General features: G+C 72.3%; 11 protein-coding genes. 8 read left to right on the top strand and 3 right to left on the bottom strand.

Features of this window, described 5'->3' with window-relative positions:
* The first annotated feature begins 13 nt into the window (after nt 1-13).
* Nucleotides 14-910, top strand: a complete 897-nt coding sequence (locus tag IEZ08_RS24115) for a ParA family protein (protein WP_189242963.1) — start codon at nt 14-16, stop codon at nt 908-910.
* Between the two features lie 102 nt (nt 911-1,012).
* Here IEZ08_RS24115 and IEZ08_RS24110 read toward each other — a convergent pair whose 3' ends face one another.
* The gene (locus IEZ08_RS24110; RefSeq protein ID WP_189242962.1) at nt 1,013-1,561 is read right to left on the bottom strand and encodes a hypothetical protein; all 549 of its coding nucleotides are present in this window, start codon (nt 1,559-1,561) and stop codon (nt 1,013-1,015) included.
* Here IEZ08_RS24110 and IEZ08_RS24105 point away from each other — a divergent pair.
* Complete coding sequence (locus IEZ08_RS24105; RefSeq protein WP_189242961.1) at nt 1,547-1,864, top strand: hypothetical protein; 318 nt, start codon at nt 1,547-1,549, stop codon at nt 1,862-1,864. The two genes, IEZ08_RS24110 and IEZ08_RS24105, sit on opposite strands and share 15 nt — an antisense overlap.
* Nucleotides 1,865-1,995: 131 nt before the next feature.
* Here IEZ08_RS24105 and IEZ08_RS24100 read toward each other — a convergent pair whose 3' ends face one another.
* Both IEZ08_RS24100 and IEZ08_RS24095 read right to left on the bottom strand, forming a co-directional pair.
* The gene (locus IEZ08_RS24100) at nt 1,996-3,576 is read right to left on the bottom strand and encodes a hypothetical protein (protein WP_189242960.1); all 1,581 of its coding nucleotides are present in this window, start codon (nt 3,574-3,576) and stop codon (nt 1,996-1,998) included.
* A gap of 13 nt (nt 3,577-3,589) precedes the next feature.
* Entirely contained in the window at nt 3,590-4,393 is an 804-nt protein-coding gene (locus tag IEZ08_RS24095) for a hypothetical protein (RefSeq protein ID WP_189242959.1), read from the bottom strand.
* Between the two features lie 606 nt (nt 4,394-4,999).
* Here IEZ08_RS24095 and IEZ08_RS24090 point away from each other — a divergent pair.
* The 6 genes from IEZ08_RS24090 to IEZ08_RS24065 all read left to right on the top strand — a co-directional run bounded on the left by IEZ08_RS24090 (nt 5,000) and on the right by IEZ08_RS24065 (nt 12,034).
* Nucleotides 5,000-6,313, top strand: a complete 1,314-nt coding sequence (locus IEZ08_RS24090) for an ATP-grasp domain-containing protein (RefSeq protein ID WP_189242958.1) — start codon at nt 5,000-5,002, stop codon at nt 6,311-6,313.
* Complete coding sequence (locus tag IEZ08_RS24085; protein ID WP_189242957.1) at nt 6,310-7,536, top strand: GNAT family N-acetyltransferase; 1,227 nt, start codon at nt 6,310-6,312, stop codon at nt 7,534-7,536. Before IEZ08_RS24090 ends, IEZ08_RS24085 begins: the two co-directional genes overlap by 4 nt.
* Before the next feature lie 57 nt (nt 7,537-7,593).
* Nucleotides 7,594-8,784, top strand: coding sequence for a GNAT family N-acetyltransferase (locus IEZ08_RS24080; protein ID WP_189242956.1), 1,191 nt, complete (start codon nt 7,594-7,596; stop codon nt 8,782-8,784).
* The gene (locus IEZ08_RS24075; protein ID WP_189242955.1) at nt 8,781-10,217 is read left to right on the top strand and encodes an MFS transporter; all 1,437 of its coding nucleotides are present in this window, start codon (nt 8,781-8,783) and stop codon (nt 10,215-10,217) included. The genes IEZ08_RS24080 and IEZ08_RS24075 overlap by 4 nt, the downstream gene beginning before the upstream one ends.
* A gap of 121 nt (nt 10,218-10,338) precedes the next feature.
* The gene (locus IEZ08_RS24070) at nt 10,339-11,001 is read left to right on the top strand and encodes a class I SAM-dependent methyltransferase (RefSeq protein WP_189242954.1); all 663 of its coding nucleotides are present in this window, start codon (nt 10,339-10,341) and stop codon (nt 10,999-11,001) included.
* A complete protein-coding gene (locus tag IEZ08_RS24065; protein ID WP_203863473.1) occupies nt 10,988-12,034 on the top strand; it encodes an MBL fold metallo-hydrolase in 1,047 nt (348 codons plus the stop codon). Before IEZ08_RS24070 ends, IEZ08_RS24065 begins: the two co-directional genes overlap by 14 nt.
* Nucleotide 12,035: the final 1 nt, after the last annotated feature.

Raw genomic sequence — 12,035 nt, 5'->3', positions numbered from 1 at the left:
CCGAGGAGATCCCATGGCTTCACTCAGCGCCGCACTGCAGCGGCCGCGCTATGCCCCTCATCTGCCCCCAGTCCTCGTCGGCATGAACCGCGCCGGCTCGGTCGGGAAGACCACCTTCGGGCACGCCGTGTGCGCCCAAGCCGCGATGCGCGGCTACAACGTCCTGGGCATCGACGCTGACCTGCAGTCCGACTTTTCGTATTGGAACGGCTACGACGGCGACTTCGTGCCTGCGGGCACAGCCACCGTTCACGATGTCATGCTGGGCCAGGCCAAGCTGGCCGACGCCATCGTCCCCGGCCGCACCCGCATTGGACCAGGCGACGGCGATGAGGCTTTCGAGGCCATCCCACGCTTCTCCCTGGTTCGCGGCGACAACAAGATGAGCCAGGCCGACGGCGAGCTCACCTCTGATCCCAAGGGCGTCTTCTGGCTGCAACTCGCCCTGAAGAACCAGATCGCCGCAAGCGAAATCGATTTGATCTACATCGACGCCCCAGCATCGCTCGGCCGCCTGTCGGTGTCGCTGCTCCTGGCCGCCACCGATGTCGTGATCTGCATGAAACCGACCCGCAAGGAACTCCGCGGTGCCGCCGCCCTAGCAGCGATGATCGAGGAGATCCGTGCCGAATACGCAGACGACTTCGGGGCCACGGCCCGCGCGTCGTACTACCTGATGAACGAAGCCAAGACCCAGAAGAATCAGGGGGCGTTCTATCTGGAGATACAGCGCGAAGCGAACGAGCTGTTCGGTGACAGGCTACTGCCGTTCATCCGCCCCAACGTGCGCATCCCTGAGGCATACGACGCCCAAGAGCCCGTGGCCATCTGGGACCCGCAGATCCCGTTCGTTGGCGCTATCAACGAGACGCTGGACCGACTCGGCTACCCCGACAAGAGAGTCGCGTAGCTGGCGCGTTTCTGCCAGAAACCCGAAACGGGCGTGGCCCAAGACCACGCCCGTCGTTGAACCGGCTCCCGTGCACCGCCCAGGTACGCGGGAGCCGGTTATTTACTGGGTGGTGAGGTAGACCGTGGAGGCGACCTGGGCTATTTCCCGCAGGTCCTCGGCGATGCCGACCTCCACCTCACGCGGGTTGAAGGTAATGCCGGTGCGGCGCAGCGCCTTACGGGCCTTCAGGGCGTCCCAGACGCTGTTGGAGCGCAGCCCGGCGTCGTTGAGCCGCCAGGCCGTCCCGGACCAGTTCTGCTTCCAGGTCCACAGCACCACGTGGCCGACGCCCAGGCGCAGCGGCCCGTCCAGGCGGGCCTTGACCGCGTTCTCGGCGTCGGCTCCGGTCAGGGCCGGCCGGTTATCGGGGTGAGCCAGGCCGAGCTCGCGGGCGCCGATGTACAGGCCCGGCACCCGGCTGTCCCAGCTGCGGATGCGCAGGGCCATCCACCGCTGCTGCAGCACCTTGTCGGGGCTGATGCCGGTCTGCTTGTAAACGGCCAGGAATGGGTTGAACCGCGGGGTGACCACGGTGACCGCGTCGACCGCGCCGGTCAGCACGTACTGCTCGACCTCGGCCAGGGTCAGCAGGGGGTGGTTGGTGCGCATGGTGGTGACGCACTGGGCGTTGCGGCCGCAGCCGAGTTCGGGGCCACCGCCCGCGCCTCGTACTACTTGATGAACGAGGCCAAGGTGCACCAGGGCCAAGGCGCCGTCTATCTGGAGATCCAGCGCGAGGCCGAGGAGATGTTCGGCGACCGGCTCCTGCCGCTCATGCGCCTCAGCGTCCGCATCCCCGAGGCCTACGGCGCACAGGAACCGGTGGCGATCTGGGATCCCAGCGTGCCGTTCGTCGCCACGATCAACGGTGTGCTGGACCGGTTTGGCTACCCCGACAAGAACGCGGCATAGCACCGCGCGTTTCTGTCAGAAATGCCGAGACGCCAAAGGGGCGCGGATCCTCCTTCGGATCCGCGCCCTTGCTCATGTCAGGAGGGGGAGATTGCCGGGACGGTGTCACTCCCCCGCGCTGTGCTCCGGTGTTACTGGGTGATCAGGTAGACCGTGGAGGCGACCTTGGCGATCTCCTCCAGGTCCCGGGCGATGCTGTCTTCGGTCTCGCGGGGGTTGAACACGATTCCGGTGAAGTCCAGGTCCTTGCGCTTGGCCAGGGCCTCCCAGATGCCGTTGGTGCGCAGACCGGCGTCGTTGAGCCGCCAGGCGACGTTGTTCCAGGTCTGCTTCCACGTCCACAGCACCACGTGCTCGGCACCCAGGCGCAAAGGGCCGTCGACGCGGGCCTTGACCGCGGTTTCCGCATCAGCGCCGGCCAGGGCCGGCTTGTTGTCGGGATGGGCCAGGCCCAGATCCCGGGCACCGATGTCCAGGCCGGGAACTTCGCGGTTCCAGCCGAGGATCCGCAACGCCATCCACTGCTGCTGCAAGACCCGCTCGGGGCTGATTCCGGCCTGCTTGTAGATGTCGAGGAACGGCTGAAACAGCGGGCTGGCGACGTTGATCGCGTCCACGGCGCCGGTCAGCACGTACTGCTGCACGTTGGCCCGCGTCAGCAGCGGATATCTGGTGCCCATGGTGGTCAGGCACTGGGTGGTGCGGCCGCAGCCGAGTTCGGGGATTACGACGTCGACGGCGAGGCGCCGTCCCGGGGGCATGGTGGCGCGCAGCGCGGCCGAGGCCTCGCTGACGAACCGGTGCACTTCCTCCGGGCTGGTGAAGGTGCCGCGCAGGCCGAGTTCGGCGGCGAATTTCACGCCGAGCACGTTGGGCTGGTTGGCCTGCTGGGCCAGGCGGGCCGCGGTCGCCTTGAGCTGGTCGGGACCGGCCTGCCAGGCGGCGACCAGGTCGGTCTCCAGCCAGATGCGCAGGCCCAGGCCCTGGGCGTGCCGGATGGCCTGAGCGGTCGGGTCGGCCGGATCACTCACTGCGCTCGCCGACGGGGAGGGCGTCGGAGCTGGGCTCGTGCTCGCGGTGGGGGCTGGGGTCGGCGGGTCGATGCTGATCGGGCCGGCGCTGGCGTCGGGCGTGGTCGGCTGCTGCACCTGCGGGTCCGGGCTGGGGTCGGCCTGAGCCGTGGGCACCGGTTTGCCGGTCGGGACGATGACTGTTGGGTCATCTGGTGCCGGAGGGGTTGTGGGGCCGCAGGCGTAGTTGGCGTTTTCCGCGCAGATGCGACCGGGTGGGTTGGCTGGGCGGCCGGCGGCGTCAGTGCAGTGGTATTTGCCGGTGGAGGTGTTCCAGCGGCAGGTGATCTCTCGCTGGCAGCCGGCGGCGAGGCTGGTGGCGGTCGCGGTGGAGGGTTTCTTGCCAGCACGCTTGCCCGAGTTCTTGCCGCTCAGGCAGAACTTGACCGGCTGCGGAATGAGATAGCCGTTTTCGGCGCCGGCGGGATGACCTGGGATGGAGTTGATGTTTTCCAGGCTGGAGCCGTCCAAGAAGCGGCAGGCTTTGTAGTCGGAGGATCCCGGCAGATAGCTCTGGGCGCAGTGGTCGACCGGGGCGGCGGGGGCCGCGATCGCGTTGCCCGAGACCAAGCCGATGGCCAGGGCAGCGGCGAAGACGGCGGGGATGAGCCATCCCCGGCGTCGGTGAATCCATTGGATCATGTGTGCTCCATGTTCAGAGGTCGCACGGGTTGAGGGACAGCTCGACGCGGGCGCTGCCGCTGCCGGTGCTCGATGCCGCGGCTGACCAGGTGAGGGTCAGCGTGCCGAGGCGGCGCGGCACGCAGGAGCCGGTCGTGCGCGGCGGGGCCGGGCCGTCGTGCTGCACGGTGATGCTCGTCTGCTGGCCGGGCTGCAGTGTGCCGCTGGGCGGGCTGAGGCGCAGGTGTGGTGCGGCGTCGGTGGCGGTCTGCCAGCGCAGCTCGCCGCCGGTGGCGGTCAGCGTCAGCGTTGCGGGCCGGGCCGGGTTCAGCGTCAGGCGGGAGGCTGCGACGTTCAGCTGGGCTGCCGGCGGGGGATCGGCGGAGGGAACGGACGACAGGACGGAGCGCGGAGCCGCGGTGGGCAAGATCGTGCTGCGCGGGTCGGGTGAGGGCGGGTCGGCCGGGCGGGTCGGGCGCTGGCCGCGTGGGGGTGCCGGATTCCCATCAAGGATCGTTTTCGGGGTGGGGTGGGCGGCCGTCGGCCGGGGAGCGGGCGTGTCGGTCGTGGGCGCCCGGGGCCGGCGGGGCGGCGCTGCCGACAGCGGCGGGACCGCCGGTGAGACCGGCGGCGGTAAGACGCTGGGGGGAGGGCTGGGCAGCGGCGGAGGGCTGGCGAACAGCACGGGGTCCTCGCTGGGCGCGTCCTCGGTCACGACGTAGGTCGCGGCGCTATGGACGCTGGCCCGGGTGGGCGGCTGTGGCCGCTGGGCCAGGCTCTCCCGTACCACGAGCATGATCAGGGTGCAGGCCAGCGTGCAGGCTGCGGTCATCGCCATGGTGCGGGCCAGGCGATGTCCGCGGGCGGGGGCGCTGTGCGCGGCTCGCCGTCGGGCGGGGCGATCAGCCGGGACCGTAGGGGGGGTGCGGGCGGTGCCCGGCGGCCCGGAGGCGGTCGGCGGGGCGGGCGGGGGAGTGTCGGCCGCGTAGGGGGGTCGTCCCCGGGGGCGAGGGGGCATCCATGCTCCTTCATCACCTGACTAACGCCAGAACTGCAGGTAAATGCGGCTGAAAAATGTAGCCAGGCAGACGCGATCTCCTCCATGGGGCTGGTGTGCACAACGGTGATCGTGTCCGTTTTGTAACCAAGAGAGGGCAGAGAAGCAGCCATCAACAACGACAAAGGTCGCACTAAGGCTCAAAGGCCTCCCCTGTCGCATGAGAGAACTGATGCGCCGAGCGCCGCCCCACACCGGCGGCCAGCACTGCAGGGGCGCCCTCATTGCCGCCAGTAGATTACAAATGCATTACAACTACACAGACGTCACAACGACCCCATAGCGCGACACCCGCCTTTTGCTTACTTTCTGACTTCATTCACTTCATCCAGTCACATGCCCAGTAATCCCATTGCAGGGCGGACTGGGCCCCGCAGCGAGGCATTGATGAACTTTCGATTCCTGGACCGGCTCGGCCCCAACCAGCTCGGCCCGGTTTCTGCTTCCCGCCGCCCGGAGGCCGTCGTGGCTAGGGAGGCTGCGCCGGTGCTGCTGCTGGGCGGCCTGCGCGGCCCGCGCGCCCGCATCGAGCCGCTGCTGGCCGCCTTGGCCGCGACCGGCCCGGTGCTGGCCGTCGACCACCTGGCCGAGCGCGACGGCACACCGGCTGAGCCGTTGACCTGGCAGCGGCTGTACCTGAGCGGCGGCGGCCAGGTCCCGCACCTGAGCGCCTTTCAGGTGCTGCGCGTCCTGCGCGCCCAGTCTCGGCCGGTGGCCGGGGCGCTCACCTGGGACGAGCGCCTGGTGGGCCTGACCGCCGAGGTCGCCGAGCAGCTGCACCGGCCCAGTTATGGCCGGATGGCGGCCGCGGCGGCCGCCAGCGACCTTGGGCGCATCCGGGCGCTGCTGGCCGGGCGCGGCTGTGCGCTGGTGCGCGCCCAGGTCGCCGAGGACCTGGAGCAGGCGCTGGCGGCGGCCGCGCGCCTGGGCTATCCGGTCACCATCCGCCCCGGTCACGGCGGCGGAGCCTGGCGCGCCGACGAGCCGGTGGATGTGGTGCTGGCTGTGCAGGCCGCCGCCGAAGCGGTCGTGGTCGAGGCCGGTGCCGCCGAGCAGGTGCTGACCGCCATCTGCGCCAGCCAGCACGGCCAGCACCAGATACTGGCCCTGGTGCGCGCCGAGCTGGCTTATGCCCCGCGCGCGCTGGTGTGCAGCCAGATGGTCGATGCCGGCGATGAGCTGCGCACCGCACCGGCCCTGGTACACCTGGCCGAGCAGGCCTTGACCGCCGTGGGCGTGGGCGATGGCATCACGCGTTTGCAGGTGCGTCTGGATGCCCATGGCCGGCCGGTGCTGGCCGGGCTGGCCGCCGGGCTGGGCCCCGGAGACGAACGGCAGCTGGTGCGCCTGGCGACGGGACTGGATCTGGTGGCCGAGGCCGCCGCCATCGCTCGCGGGCAGGGCGCTCACCTGCCTGAGGTGCAGGCCCGGTGCGCGGCCGCAGGCTACGTCCACGCCCTGGCCCCGGGCCGCATCACCCGCCTGGCCGTGGCCGACCGGCTGGCCGGCATGACCGGGGTGCAGCATCTGGGCTGGGACGTCACCGAAGGCCAGGAGATCGGTTATGCGGCCGGTCAGCTGCCGCCGCGGCTGGCCCGAATGATCGTCACCGGGCGCGCTCCCGACCAGTGCGCGCAGCTGCTGGCGCGCCTGCGCGCCGGGCTGAGGGTCGAGATGACCGCCGCGCAGGTGCCCGCATGAGCGCCGCTGCCGTCGAGCGCGCCATGCCGGCCCGCGCGCGCGGAACCGACGCCGAGGTCCTGGCCGTGGCCACGGCGCCGTTGGAGCAGGCCCCGGCCTGGGATCACCTGCTGGGCGACAGCGGCCCGGCCCTGTATGCCACGCGCGCCTGGCATCTGGCCAACGCCCCCCTGATGGGCGCCGCCCGCACCGGCGCGGTGCTGGCCCACCGGACCCGGGCGGCGGCCGGGCAGCTGGCCGCGGTGGTGCCGGTCTACCACTACCCCACCGGCCCGGCCCGCGCCCTGCTGGACCCCCGCCGTCTGCTGGCCGATGCCGGCCTGCCCGCCTCGGCGTGGGGGCCGATCACGCTGCTGGGCAGCACGGCCGGCTATGAGACGGCCCCGATCTGCCGGCCCGGGCACGAGGCCGACTGGCTGCGCGCCGCCGCGCACGCCGCCGCACACGCCGAGGGCACGGTGGCGACCGTGCACCTGGATGAGGACGTCGCCGGCCGGCTGCAGACGCTGATGCCGGAGGCGCCGCTGGTGCTGACCGGGGCGCGCACCCGGCTGCTGCTGGCCGGCACCAGCGCCGAGGACTACTACGCGCACCTGCCCAGCCGCAAGCGCCGCTTGGCCCGCATCGAGGAAAGCGGCCTGGCTGCGGCCGGGCGGCGCATCACGCTCACCGGACTGAGCGCGCCGATGATCCCCACCTGGGCGCGCCTGCAGCAACTGACCGAGGCCCACCACGGCAGCCACGCGCCGCTGGCGGAGCTGACCGAAGAGCTCGAGCGCTACCGCGCCGACCTGGCTGCGGCCGCGCGGGTGTTCACCTGCTGGCACGACAATGCGGCGATCGGCTACCACCTGGCGCTGCGGCACCGCTCCACCCTGGCGGTGCGCGCCGTCGGCCTGGACTACGCACGCTGCACCAGCGGGGAGTACTTCAACCTCATGATCCGCGCCCCGCTGCGGCACGCCTACGCCCACGGCATCGACGAGATCGATCTGGGGCTGGGCGGCACGGAGCAGAAACTGCGGCGCGGCGGCCGCCCGGTGTGGCTGTGGAGCCTGCTGCTGCGCCCGCCGAGCGGCTGGAGCCCCGCCCATACCCGATCCCACAACCAGCGCCACGCCCAGCTGCTGCTGGCCCAGATGGGCTCGCACCTGTTGCCGTATGAGCACGCCCGGCTGAGCGCCCTCGCCGCCACCGGCCAGTTTCCCAGCACCGATCAGTAAGACCCCCGCGCCCCTCCCCCGGAGGAATCCGGGCCTTTTTCCGCAGCCAGAAAGATCATGCTCATGCTCTCCGTTCCCGCTGACGTCCGTCTGCGCACCACCGCGGCGGCCTTCGGCCGCTGGCTGGAGCACGCCGCCGACGCCCCGGCCGCGCTGCCGCTGCCCGAGCACATCCACCAGACCCCGGCCTGGGCGTCGGCCTGGGAGCGCCTGCGCACCGAGCCGGTGCTGGCCCACCGCCACCTGCTGCTGAGCGCCCCCTCCGGCGCCCCGGAGCGGCTGCTGTCGTTCTATCTGATCGACGGCTCACCGTTTTGGACCTCCTACGAACAGCCCCTGGGCATGGCCCCCGTCTGGGACGGCCCGGTGATCTACGGGCCGAGCATGTATGCCGAATACGGCGGCCTGGGCGTGGGGGCCACGGCCGCGCAGCTGGCGGCCGCCGTCGACGGCGGGCGGGAGCTGATGCGCGCCTGGGACGCCCAGGCCTTGGTCATCCCTAATCTGGGCGCGGCCGAGGCCGCGCGCTGGCAGCAGGTGCGCCCGGCCGATGCGGCGATCTTGTGTGATCTGACCCACCACGCGCCGCTGCCGATCCTCTCCTCCGCCCCGGCCGCCGGCGCGGGCGCCGCTGCGGGAGCCACTGGCGAGGCGGCGGAGGAGGCCTACCTGCGTCAGGTGCTGTATCGGCTGATTCCCGCCCGCCGCATCGCCCGTGACCTGGTGCGTCAGTGGAAACGCGCGCGCGAGGCCGGCGTGCGCGCCCACCTGCTGCACGGCCGCGACATGGATTTCGCCCTGGAGGACTTCACGCACCTGGCCATCGAGGCCGCGCTGGCGCACGGCTGCAACACCTACGGCGACGATCTGTTTCGGGCGCTGGCCGAGGTGCCCGGCGCCCGGCTGCTGCTGGCCCAGCATGAGCACGGCCTGGCGGGCGGCTTCTTCTGCTTCGCCTACGGCGGCACCTTGTATCTGTGGACCGCGGGACTGCACTACGCCCGCCTGCCGGCCTTGCACACGTATGCGTTTTTGATGGCCGAATCGATCGTGCACGCCGCCCGCTCGGGCATGCGCGTCCTGGATGCCGGCCGCGGCAACTACAGCTACAAGCGCCGGCTCGGCCTGAGCAGCCGCCCGCTGCACACGCTGGTGTACCTGCCGCGCCCGGACGCACGCCGCCGCCAGCTGCTGGCGGCGATGGATCAGGGCCTGCGCGCCTTCATCGCGGCCGAGCAGGCGGCATGAACCGCCCCGCCGCACCGCTACGGCCCGGCTACGGCGGGCGCCTGAGCGTGCTGATCCTCGCCATCGCCTGCCCGAACGCCACCCACACCGCACTGATCGTTTTCCTGCCGGAGCTGGCCGCCGACTGGCATCTGTCTCCGGCGCTGCTGGCGACCTTCCTGATGATCGACCCGCTGGCGAAGATCGCCCTGCAGCCGGTCGGCGGCCGCGCCGTCGACCGCTGGGGCCCCTATGCCGTGCTGCCGGTCTCGATGGCGATCTCCACCGCCGGAGTGGCGGCGCTGCTGTTCACCCATGATCCGTATGCGGCGATCGCCGCCCGCGCGCTCTGGGGCGCCGGGACCGGGGCCGCCACCCCGGCGGCCTACCGCATCGCCAGCCTGCTGGCCGGGCGCTCGGGCGTGCCCGAGGCGCAGTTGTTTTCCTGGTTCGCCGCCGGGGCGACCGCCGCGATGGCCGCCGGGCCGCCGATCGCCGGTGCCATCAGTGCCTTCGCCGGCTATCGGCACGTGCTGGCCGGCGCGATCGTCCTGGGAGTGGTCGGGGTGACAGCCGCACTGATCTGGCTGCGCCTGCCGGCCCCGGCCCCGGCGGCCGCCGCCACGCCACCAGCCGCAGCCGCCGCCGCAGCAGCAAGCGCCGATCGCAAAGGCCGCTGGCCGTACTGGACCCCGGTGCTGGTCTTCGGGGGGTTCGACCTGCTGGTCAACGCCTCCTGGGCGGCCATCGAGCCGCTAGTGCCGCTGAGCACCACCGCTCACTCCCCGGCCCTGGCCTCCGGGGTGCTGACCGCCGGTCTGGTCGCGTTCGTGATCGCCACCCCGGTGCTGGGCCGCCTGCCCGCGCGCTACCGCACTCCCAGCTGGGGCGTGGCCGCGCTGGCGGCGATGGCGCTGCCGCTGCTGGGCCTGGCCGAACCCGCCCATCTGCTCGTCTCGATCCCCTCCATGATCACCTTCACGGTGATCCAGGCGCTGGCCTACCTGGTGGCGCGCGACGGCCTGGCCCGCTACAGCGACTCCTCCGGGCGGGCCTTCGGCCTCTTCGGCGCCCTGGGCGACGGCGGCTACCTGCTCGGGCCGGCCGTGGGCATCGCCGCCCACAGCGCGCTGGGCAGCGGCGCCTTTGCCGCGCTGGCCGCCGGCACGCTGGCCGGCGCCGGCGTCTTCGCCGTGGCCATCGGCTCCCTGCACGCCGGACGCCACCGGCGCTCGCACGCGCGCCCGTCCGGCCGGGCGGCAGGACCCGCCCCGGCCCCGGCCCCGGTGCCGCTGGCCGCACCGGTCTTCGCCGCCGCTGTGCCGCCGCACCCGCACGACGGCGGCCTGCGCCCCGCCCTGGTGCACCTGAACGATCTGTGCCAGGCCTTCCTGCACCGCTATCCCCCGCCCGTGTCCGCCGCCGAGCTCGCCGGCGCCAGCGGACGCCCATGACTCGAAGGAGCCCGCTCGGCGGCTCCTTCGACGGCCGTGCTCTCCCATGCTGCGGGGGGAGAGCACGGCCCCCCGTTTCCGCCCGCGCGGCTGCACCACCTCTTTTTGAAGGAGCACCACCATGGCCCTGAGTCCCACCGCCTCCCATCCGGCCCCGCCGGCTCCGGTATCCCCGGTGTCTCGTCCCGGGGACCTGGGCGCATTCATCTCCGCCGCGCTGCGCCGCCCGGCCACGATCGGCGCCATCGCCCCCACCCGCGCCCCGCTGGCCCGGCTGCTGGCCCAGATCGTGCCCCGCACCCGGCCCGCGGTCGTCGTCGAGCTGGGCGCGGGCACCGGAGTGGTCAGCGACGCCATCAGCCAGCGGCTCGTCTCTGGCAGCCGCCAGGTGGCCGTCGAGATCGATCCCCCTCTGGCTGAGCACCTGCGCACCAGCCGCCCGCATCTGGAGGTCATCTGCGGCGATGCCGCTCAGCTGCGCGCCCTGCTGGCCGAGCGCGGTCTCCAACGTGTGGATGCGGTGGTCAGCGCGCTGCCCTGGAGCCTGTTGCCGCGCGGCACCCAGGCGCAGATCCTCGCCGAGGTCACCGCGCTCTTGCGGCCGGATGCGGCGCTGTCGACCATCGCCGCGCACCCGGCCGGGCTGGCGCCCTCGGCGCGGGTCTTCCGGCGCCTGCTGACCGAGCAGTTCGATGAGATCACCGTCTCCCCAACGATCTGGCGCAACCTGCCGCCCGCCCGGGTGCTCACCGCGCGCCGCCCCAACCGCCATGCGAGCATCTGAGCCGCGCGCCCCGGCCGCGCCGCTCGCCTCGACGGCGCCGCGGCGCTGGCCGCGCTCGTTTCACTCCCGCCGCACCCATGACCTGCCCAGCCTGGCCGACCTGGTCCGGGTGCAGCTGCAGGGCGGCTACACCCTGCGCGACCTCAGCGACGCCGACCGCATCCCCATCGCCGCCCGATCCGGGCCGCTGCCGGTGCCGCCGCCGCACCAGGCGGCCATCACCTGGGCCGGGCACTCCAGCGTCATCATCCAGCTCGGCGAGCGCACGATCTTGTGCGACCCGGTCTGGACACACAAGATCTTCGGGGTACGGCCCCGGCTGACCCCGCCCGGCATCGCCTGGCACCATCTGCCGCCGATCGACGCGGTGCTGCTCAGCCACGACCACAGCGACCACACCGACCCGGAAACGTTGCGCCGCCTGCCGCCCGGCACACCGATCCTCGCCCCGGCCGGCATGGGTACCTGGCTGCGCCGCCGCGGCCTGGCCGCGGCGGCCGAGCTGGACTGGTGGCAGCACCTTCAGCTCGGCGGCCTGCAGATCACCTGCGTGCCCGCCCACCACTGGAGCGGCCGCACCCCCTGGGGGCTGTGGCGCAGCCTGTGGTGCGGCTGGGTCATCACCGATCCGGCCACCGGAACGCGGATCTACTTCGCCGGTGACACCGCCTACGGGCCATGCTTCACCGAGATCGGGCAGCGCTTTCCCGGCATCGACGTGGCGCTGATGCCCACCGGCTCCTACGCCCCGCGCTGGTTTCAGCGCAGCGGCCACGTCGATCCGGCCGAGGCCGTGCAGGCCGTGCTTGATGTCGGCGCCCGGGCCCTGGTGCCCATCCACTGGGGCACCTTCGTCCTTGGCAGCGAGCCGCTGCTGGCGCCGCTGACCGAGACCCGCGCCGCCTGGGCCCGCAGCGGCCAGGCGCCTGAGGACCTGTGGACGCTGGCCATCGGCCAGACCCGTTACCTGACGGCCGCGCTCGATGCGCCGCCGGCCGGCTGCGCCGCTCGCTCACCAGGGAGCACCTCATGAC

This window comes from Planobispora rosea, assembly GCF_014648175.1.
Taxonomy (GTDB): Bacteria; Actinomycetota; Actinomycetes; order Streptosporangiales; family Streptosporangiaceae; genus Planobispora; species Planobispora rosea.
This window is presented reverse-complemented; position numbering and strand designations above follow the sequence as displayed.